15 protein-coding genes are annotated in these 20,100 nt (G+C 46.2%); 8 read left to right on the top strand and 7 right to left on the bottom strand.

What is annotated here, in order from left to right; translation table 11 throughout:
- Nucleotides 1-3: 3 nt before the first annotated feature.
- Nucleotides 4-3,036 (bottom strand): tetratricopeptide repeat protein, encoded by a 3,033-nt coding sequence (locus ACAW87_RS05725; RefSeq protein ID WP_370722198.1) that lies wholly within the window; start codon nucleotides 3,034-3,036, stop codon nucleotides 4-6.
- A gap of 134 nt (nucleotides 3,037-3,170) precedes the next feature.
- Between ACAW87_RS05725 and ACAW87_RS05720 the strand changes: the two genes are divergently transcribed.
- Entirely contained in the window at nucleotides 3,171-5,039 is a 1,869-nt protein-coding gene (locus tag ACAW87_RS05720; RefSeq protein WP_370722197.1) for a M61 family metallopeptidase, read from the top strand.
- Nucleotides 5,040-5,058: 19 nt separating this feature from the next.
- Here ACAW87_RS05720 and ACAW87_RS05715 read toward each other — a convergent pair whose 3' ends face one another.
- Nucleotides 5,059-5,301 carry a hypothetical protein gene (locus ACAW87_RS05715; protein WP_370722196.1) on the bottom strand — a complete coding sequence of 81 codons (243 nt, stop codon included), beginning with the start codon at nucleotides 5,299-5,301 and terminating at the stop codon, nucleotides 5,059-5,061.
- A 221-nt stretch (nucleotides 5,302-5,522) separates the two neighbouring features.
- Between ACAW87_RS05715 and ACAW87_RS05710 the strand changes: the two genes are divergently transcribed.
- The 7 genes from ACAW87_RS05710 (at nucleotide 5,523) to ACAW87_RS05680 (ending at nucleotide 16,009) form a co-directional block, all read left to right on the top strand.
- Complete coding sequence (locus tag ACAW87_RS05710; protein WP_370722195.1) at nucleotides 5,523-7,460, top strand: sensor histidine kinase; 1,938 nt, start codon at nucleotides 5,523-5,525, stop codon at nucleotides 7,458-7,460.
- A 9-nt stretch (nucleotides 7,461-7,469) separates the two neighbouring features.
- Nucleotides 7,470-8,504, top strand: coding sequence for a tetratricopeptide repeat protein (locus ACAW87_RS05705; RefSeq protein WP_370722194.1), 1,035 nt, complete (start codon nucleotides 7,470-7,472; stop codon nucleotides 8,502-8,504).
- Nucleotides 8,505-8,586: 82 nt separating this feature from the next.
- Nucleotides 8,587-10,812 carry a B12-binding domain-containing radical SAM protein gene (locus ACAW87_RS05700; protein WP_370722193.1) on the top strand — a complete coding sequence of 742 codons (2,226 nt, stop codon included), beginning with the start codon at nucleotides 8,587-8,589 and terminating at the stop codon, nucleotides 10,810-10,812.
- 85 nt (nucleotides 10,813-10,897) lie between these two features.
- Nucleotides 10,898-12,274 carry a cystathionine beta-synthase gene (locus ACAW87_RS05695; protein WP_370722192.1) on the top strand — a complete coding sequence of 459 codons (1,377 nt, stop codon included), beginning with the start codon at nucleotides 10,898-10,900 and terminating at the stop codon, nucleotides 12,272-12,274.
- 100 nt (nucleotides 12,275-12,374) lie between these two features.
- Entirely contained in the window at nucleotides 12,375-13,529 is a 1,155-nt protein-coding gene (locus ACAW87_RS05690; RefSeq protein ID WP_370722191.1) for a cystathionine gamma-synthase, read from the top strand.
- A 263-nt stretch (nucleotides 13,530-13,792) separates the two neighbouring features.
- Nucleotides 13,793-14,365: a hypothetical protein gene (locus tag ACAW87_RS05685; protein WP_370722190.1), complete on the top strand. Its 573-nt coding sequence runs from the start codon at nucleotides 13,793-13,795 to the stop codon at nucleotides 14,363-14,365.
- A 393-nt stretch (nucleotides 14,366-14,758) separates the two neighbouring features.
- A complete protein-coding gene (locus tag ACAW87_RS05680) occupies nucleotides 14,759-16,009 on the top strand; it encodes a tyrosine-type recombinase/integrase (RefSeq protein WP_370722189.1) in 1,251 nt (416 codons plus the stop codon).
- Nucleotides 16,010-16,160: 151 nt separating this feature from the next.
- Here the strand turns inward: ACAW87_RS05680 and ACAW87_RS05675 are convergent, their stop codons facing one another.
- From ACAW87_RS05675 to ACAW87_RS05655, 5 genes are all read right to left on the bottom strand, one after another.
- Entirely contained in the window at nucleotides 16,161-16,832 is a 672-nt protein-coding gene (locus ACAW87_RS05675) for a hypothetical protein (protein ID WP_370722188.1), read from the bottom strand.
- Nucleotides 16,833-16,886: 54 nt separating this feature from the next.
- Nucleotides 16,887-18,254, bottom strand: coding sequence for a DUF3987 domain-containing protein (locus ACAW87_RS05670; RefSeq protein ID WP_370722187.1), 1,368 nt, complete (start codon nucleotides 18,252-18,254; stop codon nucleotides 16,887-16,889).
- Between the two features lie 25 nt (nucleotides 18,255-18,279).
- The gene (locus ACAW87_RS05665; RefSeq protein ID WP_370722186.1) at nucleotides 18,280-18,591 is read right to left on the bottom strand and encodes a hypothetical protein; all 312 of its coding nucleotides are present in this window, start codon (nucleotides 18,589-18,591) and stop codon (nucleotides 18,280-18,282) included.
- Nucleotides 18,592-18,605: 14 nt separating this feature from the next.
- Entirely contained in the window at nucleotides 18,606-18,968 is a 363-nt protein-coding gene (locus ACAW87_RS05660; protein ID WP_370722185.1) for a helix-turn-helix domain-containing protein, read from the bottom strand.
- A 207-nt stretch (nucleotides 18,969-19,175) separates the two neighbouring features.
- Nucleotides 19,176-20,057 (bottom strand): hypothetical protein, encoded by an 882-nt coding sequence (locus ACAW87_RS05655; protein WP_370722184.1) that lies wholly within the window; start codon nucleotides 20,055-20,057, stop codon nucleotides 19,176-19,178.
- Nucleotides 20,058-20,100: the final 43 nt, after the last annotated feature.

The raw sequence follows: 20,100 nt of genomic DNA, 5'->3' as shown, positions 1-20,100 counted from the left end.
GGGCTATTTCGTCTCAATGGCGGCTAACTTAGTTTTAGCTTCGGCCACAATCTCGGCTTCGGCAGCATTTTCAATAATCGAATTAAGTACCCCTCTTGCCTGGAGTAAATCGCCTTGGGCTATATTATTGTCAGCAACAAGCAAAAAAGCTTTGCCCTTCCAGTACTCGAACCCATCAAATTGCTCATTGAAGCGAAGCAGCGTAGCGATCGACTCTTTGTATTTCTTCTGCTTATACTGCGCATCACCAATCAGGAAGTTAGCCTCTGCCCCACTCACATCTTTGGCAAGGGCAATGGTTTTTTCAAACTCAGTCGTAGCCGTCTTATAATCAGCTTTCGACAGAGCTACTTTACCCAGCATCAGCTGAGCTCGATTCTGCGCCCCCGGCACCACATTACCCGCCGAAACAAGCTGACGAGCAATGACCGCCGCTGAATCGACCTTAAACGTGTAATACGTATCCATCAAACCCAGTTGAGCTGTGACCTGATCAGTCCGTTCGTTAGAGCGGGAAAGCACGTATTGATAGTTTTTGATAGCAGCCGGGTAGTTTTTCTGACGGCGTTCCAACTCAGCCGCACGACTGGCCGATTTAACCGCAAATACCGACTTTCCTTCCTGCACCAGAATACCATACATTCGCAGAGCAGCAGGTACGTCGCCGGTTTTGGCAAAGACGTCAGCCCCGTAGTAACGGGCCTCATCGCGGTTGGGGCTGTTGGGATATTCCTGTGAGAACGCTTTGAAAGCAGCCAATGCCTGGGGATATTTCTCAGCAAAATAGAGGGATTTGGCATTTTCAAATTCAGCCTTCTCTACATCGGTACTCCCCGGATTAGTCCGTTTGTATTTGCCCAACACATCTGAAAATTCGTCTGTCCGATTAGCATCATCCAGTGCATTCTGCAGGCCAAGCAAGGCACTTTTTGCCTGAGGACTGTTGCCATACTCATCCAGTATTCGCTTATAATCAGCAACGGCTGGATCGTATTGCTGCTGATTCGAATAAGCGACTGCCCGTTTTAATAAAGCAGCCGGCAGCAGGTAGCTGTTTGGCCGTGAGGTAATCAGTTTAGTAAATCCTACAACCGACGCGGCGAAATTCCCTTTCTCGAAATCAACGTTAGCCGCCTGAAACTGAGCATCGTCGGCATAACGCGACGATGGATTTTGCTGCACTTGATCGAACAGGGCTTTCGCTTCGGTATCGCGACCAACATAAGTCAAAATAATCGCTTTTTGATAAGTGGCATAATCGGCATCAGCGCGACCGGTTGCAATCGCCTGATCATAAGCGCGCATGGCTTCGTTATACTGCTTGGTGGCCAACAAGCAATCGGCCGAACGGATATAGGCATCACCAACGGTTGGATCTGCATTACCAGCCGAGCCTTTGATAAACTCCCGAAAATAGGTCAGCGCCTTCGGGTAGTCTTTCTGATTGTAATAAGCATATCCCAGACCATACAGACTCTTCAAACCGTATTCACCGGAACGTACCTGCGTATAAAGCGGGATAGCTTCGGCCCACTTTTTCTGGCCCGACAGCGATTCCGCTTTCCAGAAAGTCGCATTTGTTTTCAATTCAGAATCACCCGAAACGGTCAGCGACTTATTAAAATTAACCAAAGCCGCCGGATACCGTTCCGCATTATAATCGGCCACCGCCTGATTATACGTCAACCGCTGATAGGTAGCGTTAATTCGGGCAGTACGGTTTTTCAGCTTCTCGATATAGGCTATGGCTGCCGGGTAGTTATTCGAAGCCAGATAGGCCTCTCCTACCAGTTCGTTCGCTTCATTTTCAAACCGGCTATCCGGGTATTTTTTAATAAAATCGTTCAGTTCAGAAATGGCCTCTGATCCACGCTTCTGATCAAGTTGCAGTTTAGCGTGAGTAAACCGTGCTTCTTCCTGAATGGATGGATTAAACGTCAACCTCCCCGCCTGATCAAAAGCCGTGAGGGCATACGACGGGTTATCCGTCTGCAAATAGCTAATGCCCAACGTGTAGGCTGCATATTGAGCTGTAGTATCTTTACCGGCTGCAACAGGTTTCAACTGTGTAATGGCGTCGTTGTAGTTACCTGATTTATACAGCGACTGTCCGTAACGATACTTTACGGCAGCCGGTGCAGCTGCTCCTTTGGTGGATAAATACCGTTTATACGCAGGAATTGCCTGAGCATACTGGCCTTGCCGATAATAAACCTCAGCCGTAAACAAAGACACTTCGGCCAACGCCGGGCCAGTGTTTCGTTTCAATAAAGGCTCCGTATAAGCCGTTAATTCATCGTAACGGCCCTGCTTGTAATACGCCTGTGCCAGCCAATTGGGTACGTCGCTCTGATACGTCGGGTTGTTTTCAATCCTACGAAAATCACTGATTGCTTCGTTGAACTGTCCATTTCGGAAGTTGATGACCCCGGCATAGTACGATGCGGCAGCAGCGTTGACGTAATCGGAGTCGGTCTTTATGGCATTGAGCAATGGCAGCGCTTTGGCCAAATCCTGCGTGTTGTAATACGCCAAAGCCAGATTAAACTGGTAATCCCGCTGTTTACTCGCCGTATTTGACTGCCCAACTGCCTTTTGCAGGTACGTTATCGCATTGGTATAGTCTTCCCGACTCACATAATAAAGGCCCAGATCACCGTAGAGTTGACCAGCTTTGGGATGTTCGCCATGGTTTCTCACGAAACGGTCAACCAGGGCTTCGGCACCGGGCTGATCTGCGTATAAGCTCGCTAATGCCATGTAGTACTCGGCCGACACAGCGTTGGGGTCGCTGGCCGGTGAGCCCGCAGCGGGCGTACCCGATGTGTTAAGCAACGGTCGGCGCTGACTCAGGTATCGCTCAAACTCAGAGCGGGCGGCAGCATAGTTGCTTCGTTCAAAAAGTTCAACCCCGTTGCGATAGTGCAAATCGGGCTCGGTGTAGGTTAACGTCCGTTGGGCCATGAGTGATGAGGTCGATAAAGACCCGACAACCACACATAAAGCCCCCCAAACGCGGGGGTTCGCTGGATGCATAGAACCGATTAACGGTTGTGTAATGAAGAGAAAGGGTTGTAGTTTAGCTGAACAAACCAGATACGTATATCTGGTGTCGCTTCATAAACTTACCCATACTACGATTGTTTCAACGAATGTACTGGTCTTTCCGTATGAAAAAACGATTGCTCATTCTGTTTTTACTGCTCACTCAGCAAACACTATCTACTGTTGTACTCGCTCGTCTACTGCCGGCTAACCTTCCTGTTGATGATCCTACCGAAGCACCTACCCCTCGAATCAGCTACGTGCTCTCGATGCCGCAACCTCAAACCCACTATTTCGAGGTAGAAATGCGGTTGCAAAATGCGGCAGCAGCGACCAATGCCCGTAAAAATGGGTACATCGATCTTAAAATGCCGGTTTGGACACCCGGCTCCTACCTCATCCGCGAATATGCCAAAAACGTTGAAGGCTTCGCTGCCACGTCGGGCGGACAGGCAGTACGCTCAGACAAAATTCGTAAAAATGCCTGGCGGATCTATTCCAATGCCGACGATATTACGGTACGTTACCGGGTGTACGCGTATGAACTCAGCGTTCGTACCAGTTTCCTCGACGACTCGCATGGATACCTCAATGGAGCCAGTATATTTTTGTACCACGATGCACTAAAAGATAAACCGCTTACCGTACAGGTTAATCCTTACAAAGACTGGAAAAAGGTAGCCACAGGAATGAAAGCAGTGGCCAATGCCCCGTTCACCTACGAGGCACCCAACTTCGATATCCTGGTCGATTCACCCATCGAAATCGGTAATCATACTACGTTCACCTTTACAGCTTCCAACGTTCCGCATACGGTAGCCATGTACAGCAACGGCCCGCTCGACTACAAAGCCGACAAACTAGCTGCCGATTACAAACGCGTTTGCGAAACAGCCGCCACGGTAGTGGGCGAACACCCCTGCAGCGACTACACGTTCATTGTGCATCACACCAATCAGGGTGGTGGCGGACTGGAACACCTCAACTCCACAACTTTACAAACCAACCTGTCGGCTTATGCCTCAGAACGCAGTTACAAAGGTTTCCTAACACTGGTAGCTCACGAGTATTTTCACTTGTGGAATGTGAAACGGATTCGGCCCATTGCCCTGGGGCCCTTCGATTACGAGACGGAGAACTACACCCATATGCTTTGGCTGTCAGAAGGTTGTACATCATTCTACGAAGATTATATTCTGCGCCGGGCGGGTTTTCACACACCGGAAGACTATTTGAAAGTGGTGGCTGGTGATATTAACGGCATTGAAAATCAACCCGGTAATATGGTACAATCAGTGGCTGAATCGAGCTGGGATGCGTGGATCAAATACTACCGCCCCAATGAAAATTCGGCGAACAGCACCGTATCTTATTACTCGAAAGGTGCCGTGATGGGTACGTTGCTGAACCTCGCTATTCTGTCGGGAAGCAACGGCGAACGGTCGATGGATGATCTAATGCGATTCCTGTACAACGAGTATTACAAGAAACAAAAACGCGGCTTCACCGACGAAGAATTCCGCCGTGCAGCCGAGCAAATAGCAGGTACGTCACTCACTAGTTTCTTCGAAAAAGGCATCAATGGAACCGGCCCGATCGATTACGCCCCCTACTTTGAGCCAGTAGGAATGAAACTGGTCAATAGTGGCCCCACCTCGACCGACGGCTTTTTGGGCGCTTCCATTTCAGCAGCCGGAGTACGGCAGGTAGTTACAGCAGTACGCCGGGGTGCAGCAGCCGAACAGGGTGGCCTGAATGTGGGTGATATAGTAATTTCCCTCGACGGTAACCGACTTACCGATGAGTTAACAAAATCACTTGTCGGCAAAAAACCGGGCGATACCATTCAACTATCGATTATCCGTGGCGGACAACCTCGTGAGCTAAGCATCAAACTGATGCCAAACCCCATGTTGGCCTATCGGATTGAAGCCCTGCCCAACCAGACAGAAAAACAAAAAAAACTTTACAACAAGTGGCTGTATATCAAATAATTATACAGCCCATGATCTCTCATTCATAACTGTTGATTGACTCAGTCCAGTCTTTATCCATTTCCTGAAAGCGGGAAAGCACAGATTGTACAAACGAATCAGTCACCAGCGATTCGACCTCATCGGGGCCGGTCACATCGAACTCAGCTACTTTATAGGTCTGTTCGTATGGACCGGCCTCTATTTTTAGGATATACTTACTGTTCCAGGAGAAGAGACTGATTTTTAATTGAGGGTGATCAATATCCTTTATATACCGCATAGTTGATACGTTGTTTGAACTTTACCATTCACTCAACTATACCCGAAAGTTTAAGTACTTTATCTGGTATCTTTAGAGTAAATATTTCTTATTAATGTAAATTACAGTGGTTTTAGCGTTAACGTTTAGTGTGTATTTGACAACTAGATAACTAGTATAACTCGCTTTGCTTCACATTGCTTTTGTAAACATACGGTAAGCGCATTTAGATCTATACTATAATGACCGCCTTCACCCCACACAGCCATTTCATCGACGGTCATCCTGGTTATGCAACGAGAGGCACCTTAACATTTAGTCCTATCCTAGATAGTGATGGACATGTGACCGATTTTGAAGTAACAAATATCGATGCATCAACGCCCTTTCTTTGGCCATATTCAACAAATGAAATAGTTGGCAGTAGTCTTCACAACTTGTTTGATGATGCGGATATTCCTTTTTTGAAAGATCAGTTTCGCCTTGTTCTAGCGTATAATCGAAAACTAAACTTCACGTTAAACAATCAGAAAACCACAGTAGCAGGTAATCTACCAGTCAGCTTTCATCTATCATCGGCCAACAATCGCGTTATTGCCGCTTTTACTCTTACAGACACTTTTCAATCTAATAAAAATGGCCATATTGATCAAACGTCCGTTTTACAGCAGGTCATTGACAATACGCAGGCGGGGTTAGTCTTTGCCAGGCCACTTAGAGACGGAAACGGAGTAATTATCGATTTTCAGTACATACTCACCAACAATTACAACGCACGGGTAACCGGCAAATCTGTGGCAGAAATGACTGGAAATGCGGTAGGTACCGTTTTCCCCGGTTGGCAAGCGTCAGATCTCTTCGATCGATTCGTGCAGGTAATTAAAACAGAAACTACACAACACCTTACTTTACCATACGAAGACTATGATATGAGAGGGTGGTATGACGGTACTTTTTGCTGTATCGATGGCTGTATATTATATACATATATTGATGTAACATCTCTCAAAGAAGCCGAGGTACTACAGCAACAACAGGCTGCCCTGCTCAAGCAGGTGATGGACACAACCCCAACCTCCATCGTCGTGCACGAAAGCGTTCGCGATACTAGTGGTATGATCATCGATTTCAGAATGACTCAGTTGAATCAGGTGGCCGCCGATTTGCTCGGTTATCCCATACAGGCTATTCAATACAGGCGAATTTCACGCTTCTTTCCCGGCTTGCTTGACACGCCCCTGTATGAACAGTACAAGGAGGTTGTTCGAACCGGAGTACCAACTCGAATGGATGTCCCCTGGGGAGATCAATGGTTCGACTTTTCGGTAGCACGTTTCGGTGACGGCATTGTGGTAGCGGTTCAGGACGTAACAGCGATGCATACCTACCGCAACCAATTAGAACAAGCAAATCGAGAGCTAAAACGATCCAACGAAAATCTGGAATCATTTGCTTATGTAGCGTCGCATGACCTTCAGGAACCCTTACGCAAACTGAGCTCGTTTACTGATATTTTGCACAAACAGTATGCGGGTCAGTTCGACGTTGATGCCACTGATATTATAGCTCGAATCAATACCTCAGCGGTACGTATGCGTTTACTTGTGCGTGATTTACTGGCCTATGCTCGAATTGGTTCTCAAAAGATACCCTTCGAGGCCGTTGACTTGAACACTCTCTTTGCCGAGCTTCAGAATGATGAGTTATGGGCTGTTCTTTACCAAAGTAAGGCCATCGTCAACGTAGATTCCTTGATTACTCTGGTGGCTGACCCGATCCAGATGCGCCAGCTTTTTCAGAATTTACTGACCAATGCAGTTAAATTCTGCCCTAAAAATACAACTCCGGTTGTTTCGGTATCGGGAAAAGAAGTAGCCTTTGCCGATATCGCTACTCTCTCTGTCGGTAGCAATGCAGCGCAACTTTTTCAGTCAGTCGAGGAAAAATTTTACGAAATCAGCATTCAGGATAATGGGATTGGCTTTGACGAACGCTACCTCGACCGGATTTTTCAAGTTTTTCAGCGCCTACACGGACGAAATCGATACGAAGGGTCGGGAATTGGACTTGCCATCTGCCAAAAAATAGTAGAACAGCATGGAGGTTTCATTTCAGCCAACAGTAAACCGGGGATAGGTAGTACGTTCAAAGTATATTTGCCCTTTCGAACGTTAATGTAACCCCACATCATGAGTAGTCAGTGGTATTCGTCAGTTTTTATTGTTTGTATAACACTTGCTCTTATTTCCTGCTCCTCGTCAGATACCGACGAAGCTGCTCAGTTTTTTCTGCGGGGCAATGTGCAGCTTCAAAAACGGGAGTATAAAGAGGCGATCCGTTTCTATTCAGAAGCGATAAATAAAAAACCTGACTTCGCTGATGCCTACAGTAACCGGGGCCTCGCTAAATTCCGAGACGGGCAAATTGAGGCTGCCCTAACCGATTACGCCAAAGCTATTGAAGCCGATAAGGATTTCGGAACAGCCTACTTCAACCGGGCCGATACGTACCTGTCGATGGGCAATGCACAGAGCGCCCTTTCGGATTTGCTTACTATTCAGAAGACGTATCAGGACTCAACCTTCTACCAATCTCGGTTAGGTGAGGCATATGCCGGCCTGAGTAACGTACCCATGGCCCAGGCCGCTTTCGATAAAGCGTTGCTGCTAGATTCCAAAAACGTAGAAGCCCTTACAAACCGGTCGGCTCTTTGGTTTACCCAAAAACAGTATGCCTATGCCCGAACCGACGTTGATAAAGCGCTGCTTATCAACCCCAATCAACCCGAAGCGCTCAATAATAAGGCGTTGCTTCTGGCGCGGGAAAGAAAATTTACCGACGCCCTGATTGCCGTCAATAAGGCTCTGGGAGAGAAACCCAATCAGCCTTTTTACCTTAACAACAAAGGGTACTTGCTGTTGATGCTAAATCGAGACGCTGAAGCTCTGCCCCTGCTCAACGAAAGTTTGCGTCTGAACGCACAAAACGCCTGGGCACAACGAAATCTGGGTATTTACTGGCTACGGCAAAAGCAAGCTGAAAAAGCGTTAACGTACCTGAAAGCAACCGAAAAACTCGACGCTTCAGTTGATAATCTATATGCCTATTTAGGTCAGGCTCACCAGCTGGCGGGCAACAAAACAGCCGCTTGTGAAGCCTGGAACCGTGGTAAACTGGCCGGTGATTCAGAAGCCATTCCCCTGCTAATCAGCTTTTGCCGCTAAGGCATACACGTTGCCTTAGCATGTAGGGAGCCATTATACACAGATCAGTGTTCAATGATCACAGTAACAACTCCTTTTTTACGTGCTGACCAACGTTCTGCTTCTCACGCCCCCATTTACACAGTTAAATACGCCCTATCCGGCAACGGCTTACCTGAAAGGGTATCTGAACACGCTGGTTTGGGACGATGGTACGGTGAAAGCACATCAGGCAGATCTTGGCATCGAGACCATTTTGGCTCTGTTTTCAGAATCAGGTCTCAATCGCCTATTTTTAGCCGTTGACGAGGTCGTTAAAAATGGCATTAGTTTATCTGATAATAGTCAGCGAATCAGCCGTTTACGAGATGCATATACGGCAACCATCGATCCGACGATCCGCTTTTTACAGCATAAAAACCCAACATTAGCTCACGCCATCACAGGCCGAACGTACCTACCCGAAGCCAGTCGATTTGCTGAGGTTGACGATTTGGAATGGGCGTTTGGTAGCATGGGGTTGCAGGATAAAGCCCGGCACCTGGCCACCCTATATCTGGAAGACCTCAGCGATTTAATCGTGGAAGCCATTGACCCGCATTTCGGATTTAGTCGTTATGCCGAACGATTAGGCCGATCTGCTACTCATTTCGATGAGCTTGATACAGCCCTGCAGGCATCACCTTCCCTGATTGGCACGTTGCTTCTTCATTTGCTGGATCAGAAAATGGCGGACTACGTACCTGACCTGGTTTGTTTAACCGTGCCCTTTCCCGGCAATCTGGTTGGTGCGCTGTTGTGTGGGAAACACATCAGGCAAAACTATCCCGGTGTGAAAGTGGTACTCGGCGGTGGCTACGCTAACACCGAACTACGTAGTCTGGCAGAACCACGACTGTTCAACTATGTCGACTTTGTCAGCCTCGACGATGGCGAAGCACCCCTCCGCTCTTTGGTGGAATATGTTCGCGGCACTCGTCCGCAAAAAGCCCTCAAACGTACCTTCCTGCTCAATGCCGACGGGCGGGTAATCTACCAAAACGGCGCTGTTGACAAAGATGTAGCGCAGCGGGAAGTAGGGACACCCGACTACAGCGACCTCGCCCTGGATACGTACCTGTCGGTGATCGAAGTGGCCAACCCCATGCACCGCCTATGGAGTGATGGCCGCTGGAATAAGCTCACGCTGGCTCACGGTTGTTACTGGGGAAAGTGCTCGTTCTGCGACATCTCGCTCGATTACATTGCTCGCTATGAACCCGTTACGGCAAATTTATTATGCGATAGAATCGAGACATTAATTGCTCAGACAGAGCAACATGGCTTTCATTTCGTGGATGAAGCCGCCCCGCCTGCTCTTATGCGTGATCTGGCGCTGGAGATCATCCGCCGCCGCCTTACCATTGTTTGGTGGACAAATATCCGCTTCGAGTCAGCCTTCACCGCCGATCTCTGTCAGTTATTGAAACAGTCGGGCTGCATCGCTGTTTCAGGTGGATTAGAAGTAGCATCTGATCGGTTACTGGCCCGTATGCAAAAGGGGGTGACCGTTTCGCAGGTGGCCCGGGTTGCCGATCATTTCACACAGGCGGGCATTATGGTACATGCCTACCTCATGTATGGTTTCCCCACGCAAACGGCGCAGGAAACGATCGACTCGCTCGAAATGGTCAGGCAGTTGTTTGCGGCGGGTGTGATTCAATCTGGCTTTTGGCACCGCTTCGCCATGACGGCTCATTCGCCCGTTGGCCTGCATCCAGAAACATTTGACGTACAGCGCGTAGGACCCACAATGGGTCCCTTTGCCGATAACGATTTATACCACGACGATCCTCTGGGAGCTGATCATGAACAGTTTAGCGAAGGACTACGTAAATCACTGTTCAATTTCATGCACGGGATTGGCTTCGATTTTCCACTTAAAAAATGGTTTGACTTCCCCGTTCCACCAACGTCAATCCCGCGCGCTTACATCGACCGGGCCATCGCCGAGCCGGACTTACCCAAGTTACGCGCTAACGCCTTACTGATCTGGCCCGGTCACGCACCCAGCCTCGACCGCATTCGGATGAAACAGGGCAAACGAACCGTCGAACGTGCGGAACTGCTTTTATCCCGTCGGCAGGACGACGTAGTTATAGACATGCCCGTCGAATATGGCGATTGGCTTACAGGCCTGTGGCCTAAGCTTAGCACACAGGCCCCAGCTCCGTTGACATTCCGGCAATTTCAACTCGAATTTGAGCAGGCAGGCTTAGGAAGCCTTGACCAGTTTCTTACTTCTGAAACGTGGGCCGATTGGAAAGAAGCTGGTTTGCTAGTTGTTTAATTTTTAAACTTGTCAAACCTCTGCCCCCACTTCCGTCTTATACAGAGTAAGACAGGTGTTTTGACAAAGCAAACCCTTCATCATCATGAACTACTACGAATCCATCATCGACACCATTGGGAATACCCCTCTGGTCAAGCTCAATAAAGTAACCAAAGGCATTCGCGGAACGGTATTAGCCAAGGTTGAATATTTTAACCCGGGAAATTCGGTGAAAGATCGAATCGCCGTGCAAATGATCAACGATGCTGAAGCGGCCGGACTCATTAAACCAGGAGGTACCATCATCGAAGGAACATCGGGCAACACCGGCATGGGACTGGCGTTGGCCGCTATTGGTAAAGGTTACAAGTGCATTTTTACCATGGCCGATAAACAGTCGCAGGAAAAGATCGATATCCTTCGGGCTGTGGGTGCGGAAGTCATTGTTTGTCCAACCAACGTAACACCCGATGATCCCCGCTCCTATTACTCAGTAGCCAAACGACTAAGTCGCGACTTGCCTAATGCCCTGTACCCAAATCAGTACGACAACCTCTCGAACACAGCAGCCCATTACGCTACAACCGGTCCGGAAATCTGGCGCGATACCGACGGCAAAATCACTCATTTCGCGGCTGGCGTCGGTACCGGAGGCACGATCTGTGGCACTAGCAAGTTTTTAAAGGAGCAAAACGGAACGGTCGTTTCAATAGGAATAGACACCTATGGCTCCGTTTTTAAGAAATATAAAGAGACCGGCGTTTTTGATGAAGGTGAAATTTATCCGTACCTCACCGAAGGGATTGGTGAAGATATTCTTCCGAAAAACGTGGACTTTAGCTTGATCGATCACTTCGTAAAAGTAACCGATAAAGATGCGGCCATTATGACCCGTCGACTGGCGAGGGAAGAAGGTTTGTTTGTAGGTTGGTCGTGTGGGTCGGCAGTACATGGTGCTTTGGAATGGGCGAAGCAACACATGCAGGATGATGATGTACTGGTTATTTTGCTTCCCGATCACGGCACCCGCTATCTCGGCAAAATCTACAACGACACCTGGATGAAAGATCACGGTTTCCTGGAGTCCCGTCAGTTTGCCACAGCTCGCGACATTGTTAATAGCCGCAACGGACATAGTTCATTAACAACGATCGAAGGCAACGTACCTGTCAGCCAGGCCATTAAACTGTTAACTCAGCAAAGCATTTCGCAAATGCCCGTCATCGACGATAGCGGTCACATTGTTGGAAGCCTCACCGATTCCGCTATCTTATCGCTCCTGATCGACGACCCGTCGGTGAAAGACCAACCTGTTGAAACGGTGATGGATAAGCCGTTTAAATTTGTCGGTCTAGACAATACCCTCGACGTCCTATCGTCCCTAATCGACCGCGAGAATCGCGCCCTTCTCGTCCGCGACGACTCAGACAACATCCACGTAATCACCCAAGCTGACCTGTTAGCAGCAGTGACGGCGTAAAAACACGTTTTGTGTTTAGGGTTTGATGTTGCGCCGCTGATCTACCCAATTTGTAAATCAGCAGCGCAACATCAAACCCTAAACACAAAACTCCCTTTCTATGAACTTCGGAACCAAAGCCATTCATGCGGGCGTACAGCCTGATCCAACTACCGGGGCCATTATGACCCCAATTTATCAGACATCCACTTATGTGCAAGAATCGCCGGGTGTTCATAAAGGGTATGAGTATGCACGTACCCAGAATCCGACTCGAGATGCGTTACAGGCCAATCTGGCTGCGCTCGAAAATGGGAAGCACGGCATTTGCTACGCCTCAGGCCTTGCTGCTACTGACGCCATTCTGAAACTGTGCAAACCCGGCGACGAAATCATTGCCAGCAGCGACCTGTATGGGGGAACCTATCGAATCATGGTCCGCGTGTTTGAACCCCTCGGCCTGAAATTCAAATTCGTCTCACTCGACAATCCCGCTAATTTGGAAGCGGCGCTGACAGAGAACACGAGAATGGTCTGGATCGAAACACCAACCAACCCGTTATTACGAATTGTTGATATTCAGGCAATTGCCAAACAAACCAATGCGCGTGATATCCGGCTTGTGGTCGATAACACCTTTGCGTCCCCCTATCTACAGAATCCGCTTGATCTGGGCGCCAACATCGTGGTTCACTCGGTAACTAAATACTTAGGTGGTCACTCTGATACGGTGATGGGCGCGATCATCTGTAATGACGATGAAACGGCGGCACAACTGAAGTTTATTCAAAATGCCTGTGGTGCCGTGCCTGGTCCACAAGACTGCTTTCTGGCGTTACGGGGAATAAAGACGTTACACATTCGGATGCAACGCCATTGCGAAAATGCCCAACGTGTTGCCGAATACCTGCAAGCCCATTCCCGGGTAAGCCAGGTTTACTACCCAGGTTTGCCAACGCACCCCGGTCACGAGTTAGCCGCCCGACAAATGCGCGGTTTTGGTGGTATGCTCTCTTTTGAGCTTCACGGTGATTCGTATCCCGAAGCGATCAAGGTGATGGAAAGTATCCAGTTGTTTTCATTGGGCGAATCGCTCGGCGGTGTTGAATCGCTCTGTACCCACCCCGCTAGTATGACGCACGCCAGTATTCCGAAAGAAGAACGTGAGAAAAATGGACTGAAAGATACACTCATCCGTCTAAGCGTAGGTATCGAAGATGTAGACGACCTCATTGCCGATCTCGAACAGGCGTTGGCAGCCTGGCATAGGTTTTGAGATACAAAGAAGTCCCAGTCGAGGTACGATTTAGTCACTGTTTTTCCAGGAGAGTCTCAAAAAAGTAAAAGTTTAGTCTTTTATTTTTTTGAGACTCTCCTATTTTCTACGCTTAATAAATTGAAAATCAATGACTTGCTAATTGCATAACATATCATTAAGATTGTCATATAAATCATTTTAATTACTAAATAGTCTTCAACCCTAAGCATGGCAAATTTCCTGCTTTAACATATACAATAATTCATTTAAACTTCTTTTTTATGACACGTGTAAGCCTTGAGATCAACGAGTTACGGATTAGAAGACCAAAAAAACGGTGGAAGATTTATTTTGTTCTCGTGGTAGAACACCCAACAAATGCAGAGCAAATGGTAGTTACTGTTGTTCCGGGTGATCCTATAGTGGTTGTACCAAGTCAGAACAACGTAATTGATTTTCAAGGTAGCCGACCAGATGCTGAAGGATTATTTCTTCTGAGCAGAACACTACCCGAATCGCGGGAGCTTAATGTTCATTTATACGTGAGACACTCCCGCATCTCAACCCGAAAAGCCGGAGACATACTCAATGACATTAAAGATGAGCTGGGTACTGGCAATTTTGGAGAAATCGCGGATATACTGGGAACAACTGCTGTGCCCTGGCTAGCCATAGCTAAATCGGCACTTCCACTGATTGGGAAAATATTGCAAAAAATCCCCGACCGCGACATGGGCTTTGTCAGTCTATTCGAACGCTTTAGTTCTGAATTTGAAGAGGAAGAAGAAATCGATGGCGAGAAGATCGGTGGCCATATCAATATCATTTACAGTTGGTATATAAATAGAGAATAATACGTGCCTGATTTTATTGTCTCCCCTTATCAACAGCCTGTTTCAATGGATATGAGTTGGTGAACTTATAACTAGTAATACGCAAATTGTCTATTTAAAAGTGTATCTGTATCCAACGGAGACGCGTAGCCCATTATGTAAGCAAGCAAAAAAGCCGTTCGACATATCGAACGGCTTTTTTGCTTGCTTACAAGAGCCTCCAGTCGGGATCGAACCAACGACCTACTGATTACAAGTCAGGTACAAGCAGTATGTCGAATTAGAATATATTTCATAACAGTCTGTAAATTAGAACTTTACTGACCAAGCAATTACTTATTTTTACCCTTACATCACTGCTTATTCCAATTTTGTATGCAAATTGTATGCAAATTCAGAAAGAGATTTGCATACATGAAGCCATCCACAGTCACGATAGAAGTAGTTTTAGACATACGGCGAGCTAAAACGAATGGGTCATTCCCTTTAAAGTTACGCATCACCTACCAGCGAATCCAGAGGTATTATAAGCTTAAGTTAGAAGCCAACGAACAGTTTTGGGAAGAAGTCCAAGTTGGACGCAGATCCAAAGGCCACAATACGTTACGCGAAAGGGTAGAAAGCGTCAAGTCAAAAGCCAAATCAATAATTCAAACCTTTGAGACTAGAGAGCAGGCTTTTGAGTTTGATCTTTTCGAGAGATTATTCTTCGGACAAGAGTTGGAACCCCTACAGAGCCGAATGGAAGTACAAGATGTGTACGCCTCATTAAGTCAGTATATCACTCAGTTAGAAAATGAGGAGCGTGTGTCTACCGCGATGTCGTATAACAATGCTCTTCAGTCTTTTAAAAAACATCAACCTTTCCTACAATTCAGGGACGTGACCCCTGCCTGGCTCTCGAAGTACGAGAGAACGATGTTAGAAAAAGGAAAGTCAATTTCCAGTATTGGCATTTACCTCCGTGCGCTACGAATCGTAATGAACCATGCTCTTGATAAGGGTATCATTTCTGCTTCCGAATATCCATTTGGTAAAAAACGTTACCAAATACCAGCCTCAAAAAACGTAAAGAAAGCATTACAGATAACCGATATTCGGGCCATTAGGAACTGGCCGGTTGAACCCGGTAGTAATGAAGAGCGAAACCGTGACCTCTGGGTATTTTCATACTTATGCAATGGGATGAACCCTAAAGACATATTTCGTCTAACCTGGCGAAATATGGATGGCGACATGATTCGTTTCTATCGTCAAAAAACACAACACACCACAAGAGCTCAACCACGCCGAATTGATGTCGTAATAAGCCAGCCTGTTCAGGAAATCATAGATAGATGGGGGAATCAAGACCGAGGTGAAGACAGTTTATTGTTTCCACTTTTTGAGAAAAACCTAACTCCCAAAGAGTGGGATGCAAGATCGAGGGATTTGATAAAGCAGATCAACAAATACATGAAGCGGATCGGAATAGAGCTCAAATTATCAATCCCATTAACGTCGTATGTCGCTAGACATTCATATGCAACCGTAATGAAGCGAAGCGGTGCATCAACCGAATTCATTTCAGAAACGTTGGGTCATTCCAATCTACGAACTACGGAAACATACTTCGATAGCTTTGATGACAACGTAAAGCGTGACTTGGTGAATGCTCTTTTATAGAATTCAAGCGTAGCCTGGGGGCCTTTTCCGGTTAGATAACTGTATTATACGCCAATAATCCGTTCATAAACGGTTTGTAATCCGGTTATGAACGGATTACAAACCGTTTATGAACGGATTACGGAACCGTTATGAACGGATTACGAACCGCTTACGAACTAGCCTTTTTATCGTCTTTTAGCCCAAATATTGGGAAAGGTGGCTTCTTTGCCACATCGAGTTTAGGTCGATTATCAGTACCGATCTGATTAGGCTGGTTCTTAAGGAAAGAGGCTACAAATAGTCCTCCAATGCCCAGTAAAAGCATTTCGCCTAATCCAAACCCTCCGCTGGGTTCTTCATTTTCTTCAGTGTTGGGTTTGGATTCTACGCCAACTAAGGCAGATTCAGAATTCTCTGCTGATTTGTGAGATAACTGAATTTTGAGCGCCTCTCGTTCCCACTGAGCCCGTTCACGCTCTTTTGCAAACTCTCTTTCTGCCCGCTCTGATTCAAATTCACGTTCCTGCTCTCGCTCCTCTATCTCTAAACGCTTCATCTGTTCAATATTTTGCAGACGTAACGTCTCTAAGACCTTCGCTGTCTGCACATCAACAGGGCTCACGTATGCTGTACTCGAGATGGAATGGGATTGAACTGGGGTACTTGGTATTGCGCTACTATTAACACGTTCGGCTTTACCAGCGCGGAACGCCCGTTGCTTGCAAAGTGCTGAGCAGTACAACTGATTACTGCGACCTTCAAAATAAGAATTACACTGCGGACATCTTTTCTGATTATTCATAGTGAATGCTGTTTGTTTTTGTTCGTTGCCATTTTCCATTTTGCCATTTTGCTATTCCAGAATGGAAACTTGGCAAAATGGCAAAATGGAAACTCATGCTTTTTGGTAGTCTCCGTGCTTCGGATTCACAATCTGACCTGTTTTGACTAATCGTTTCAGGTAGTTCGTTACTGTTCTTTCAGAAATGCCTAACTCTTTAGCCAGCTTATCTGCATCTGCCCGTTTGAAAGAATCTGGTAGCTTGGCTAAAAACTGGCTCCACTTATCAGAACCATGCGACATTCTACCTGCTCGAGGCATAGTTTCATACATGAGTTTGCTATGTTCGAGTAAAACCTTAGCCATGTACATTGCATTAGCGAATTCTATATCATCGCATATGATGCTAGAGCTTAAGGTTTTATTCTCATAATGCCGAATTACGCTCAGCACCATGGCAAGCCTATAGATCACTAAGCCTAAGCGATACACGCTACTGCTGAAATCCCGAGCTGTATCGTCAATTGCATCCAATAATAGCTCAGGGCACTCCTGGTTAAAGTACCGCCACTGTGGTGTAGTCAGCTCGAACGTTATCTTTTCAAACTTTTCCAAGCAAACTGCCATCCTCTTGACTTCCTCGGCTAAATCCCCGAAATGTTCATTGAGAGAAGGTCGTCCAGACTCAGGCGAAACGTCGCGCCAAACAGGCTCATTTTCAAAGCAGTAAAATAAAAACCGACTGAACAACCCATTTTCGGCATTGGGAATCAGTTTGTTCACCTGACCTGGAGTACCCGCTAGTACTACTGATATAGCGGGTTGCTCAATGTCATACCGCTCACCCGATTTACGCAGATAGCAAACACTCTCATGGTGAAACGCCTTACGAAGTAGGTCAGAAAAATCGCCCCAATCCTGCTTTAAAGCACCCGACAACGTATCGGCTTCTGTTTCACAGATGATGCCTGTCTCCCCATTCTCTTTAAGTGCCTTGATAAACGCCGCTGCTGATGAGTTACCGGGTATATATAACGTTTTGTAAGGCGGCGGCTGTTCGAGAAACGGCTGCTTATCGGTTCGGCTCTCGGCTGCCTGACGTTCATATTCTTGCCTGGCCAAATCACTGCTTTCTGTCTTCATTTTATGGAAAGCAACCCCCATAATACGCGCCCAGGTCAGAGACCCTTTACCAGAGCCAGCGGGCGCAACAATGAAAGCAAACAGATTCGCTTGGACCTCTGTGCCATCATAAATTCCCCTGACAGTAGGCATACAACCGCTGAGTACCGCCAGTGACGAGAGCAGGAATACATCCTGCTCTCTATCACTTTTAAACACTGAACTACCATCAGCTAAAAGCTTCGGAAGTGCTTCATAAATCTTCTTTGGAAACAATGAAGTCTCAAGAAATGACGGTTGATTAGAATTTCTCGCAGTATAGCCTCTTGTGGTGTCTACTGACGACTCTTTCTTTTCCACCACTCGCGGGCGAGATCGAGATGGCCTAATGGGTGGTTCTAACATAAAGCTTGATCTCAAAGTATTCGTGCTGTATATCGCCAGGCTCAAAATCAACTTTAAGAATTACACCTTTTATCAACCCGGACATCTTCTTTTCCTGAATCTCAACTATAATCTGACTCCAAAATGAATCAAAATTATATTTTTTCAAAACCTTTAAGCTTGCGAAAAAACGATCCAATTCATTATACTTACGGTCAACAAAGTCCTGATCTGCAGTTTCCTTTTCGGCATATTTCTTTGCACTTTTTAGCTGAGAATCATATATCTCATTTAATGCATCGATTGCTTGCACGGGATTATCATACGTCATAGCCCTCTCTTCCCTTTACGCCGGGCAGTTGGCTTTAAGATGAATTGATCGGCGATACTTGCGATTGAGCCTTTGACCGGATGCTTATTTTCCAGCATCCATTCTCGTAAGCTTGCCTCCGAAAAAACTAACTTAGCACCTCGTTTAGCAAAGGGAACCATTCGTTTTGCTACTAGATTGTAGCCTGTTTGGGGAGCCATGCCGGTAACTTCGGCGAAGAGCTTAATGCCGCCTATTCGATCAGGAATTGGGGCTGAGACCGCTTGCGGAATGGATTGTAGTTCCGCACGGATTGTGTCACGGATGAGATCTCGGAAAGCAATTCCAAGCATCTCAATCGTACTCTGTGGTTTAATCATCTTTGCTTATACCCCCTGTTAAGTTTAAGAAGGCATCGCAAGATTTAACAGTAAAAGGAAGTAGATATGGGTTTTGACACTGTCATTTACTGTCATAAATGTGTCTTGCAAATTGACAGTGTCAAAAAGCCTTTTGCAAGACCAAAACGAATGTTTCAAATATTGTACTGTCAGATTTATTTGCTGTCAAATAATTTTTTGACAACTCTAGAGTGCTCCTTCCTTAGATTCCTTAATAGCCCGATAAATAGTCGATTCGCTTACTTTTTCTTTCAACATTGTATCTATAATTGCTGTCATGTGGCTGACTCCATTTGTTCTCATGCCGTTATATACTTTAAAGACACTAGCTCGTTGGCTTCGGCCTCTTCCTCCACGTTTAGCACTGGCTTTGGGCTCTGTACTACTTATGATTGGATCTGAATTGGCATTTGGCACTTTATATGTTGCTAAACTTAATTCAACCTTGTCTAGCTCGTCAAGTTGATCAATAATGAGTTGCAAAATTTTATCCCCAGCCTCGGCTACTAATGAGTCATTAAAATCAAATACAACCCCATCAACATCGATTTCAGCAGCTTTAAAATAGTCCTCGCCAATATTATTCCGAAGTCTATTTAAAAAATATTTAAATCGAGTCTCCGCAAAACCTCGAGCAAAAAATCTTACAGTACTTTTCTGACATTCGTAATCATTGAATAGGTCTTTAGTTGCTTCTATATTAGTGATTTCATATTTTTCACTTGTAGAAACTAATTCTATAAATGAATCAATGTTCTGAGGTGAAGATTCTGTAAAATACAACTCACAAGTGTTTTTTTTATTCAACCGCCATGTTTGAACGAAGTCCTTTAGAATAATCTGCCCAAATTTTATATTAATTTGATCCAGCTCATCGGCAGGTGAAATGAATTCAAGTATCCTAAGTCGCCTTGTATGTTTATGCACCTGAAAAGCGCTGGCATACAATTTATCACCGGCTTCTTCTATCCTTCTCTTAACATGATTCACTAACAATTTGTAATAGCGATGCTGTAACTTATCAAAGTAAGCTTGGAATTCCTTGTATCTATTACCATTGCCCTGCATACCTCTTTAGATGGTTATTAAACTGACCTTAAACTAGATACGC

The sequence above is a fragment of the Fibrella aquatica genome, from assembly GCF_041321135.1.
Classification (GTDB): Bacteria; Bacteroidota; Bacteroidia; order Cytophagales; family Spirosomataceae; genus Fibrella; species Fibrella aquatica.
The sequence above is the reverse complement of the archived record's forward strand: the minus strand, read 5'-3'. Positions and strand labels throughout refer to the sequence as shown.

Bases quoted from the DNA above. Each gene is read 5' to 3' on its own strand.
- ACAW87_RS05725 (WP_370722198.1), bottom strand. From the start codon at position 3,036: ATGCATCCAGCGAACCCCCGCGTTTGGGGGGCTTTATGTGTGGTTGTC.
- ACAW87_RS05720 (WP_370722197.1), top strand. From the start codon at position 3,171: ATGAAAAAACGATTGCTCATTCTGTTTTTACTGCTCACTCAGCAAACA.
- ACAW87_RS05715 (WP_370722196.1), bottom strand. From the start codon at position 5,301: ATGCGGTATATAAAGGATATTGATCACCCTCAATTAAAAATCAGTCTC.
- ACAW87_RS05710 (WP_370722195.1), top strand. From the start codon at position 5,523: ATGACCGCCTTCACCCCACACAGCCATTTCATCGACGGTCATCCTGGT.
- ACAW87_RS05705 (WP_370722194.1), top strand. From the start codon at position 7,470: ATGAGTAGTCAGTGGTATTCGTCAGTTTTTATTGTTTGTATAACACTT.
- ACAW87_RS05695 (WP_370722192.1), top strand. From the start codon at position 10,898: ATGAACTACTACGAATCCATCATCGACACCATTGGGAATACCCCTCTG.
- ACAW87_RS05690 (WP_370722191.1), top strand. From the start codon at position 12,375: ATGAACTTCGGAACCAAAGCCATTCATGCGGGCGTACAGCCTGATCCA.
- ACAW87_RS05685 (WP_370722190.1), top strand. From the start codon at position 13,793: ATGACACGTGTAAGCCTTGAGATCAACGAGTTACGGATTAGAAGACCA.
- ACAW87_RS05680 (WP_370722189.1), top strand. From the start codon at position 14,759: ATGAAGCCATCCACAGTCACGATAGAAGTAGTTTTAGACATACGGCGA.
- ACAW87_RS05675 (WP_370722188.1), bottom strand. From the start codon at position 16,832: ATGGAAAATGGCAACGAACAAAAACAAACAGCATTCACTATGAATAAT.
- ACAW87_RS05660 (WP_370722185.1), bottom strand. From the start codon at position 18,968: ATGATTAAACCACAGAGTACGATTGAGATGCTTGGAATTGCTTTCCGA.
- ACAW87_RS05655 (WP_370722184.1), bottom strand. From the start codon at position 20,057: ATGCAGGGCAATGGTAATAGATACAAGGAATTCCAAGCTTACTTTGAT.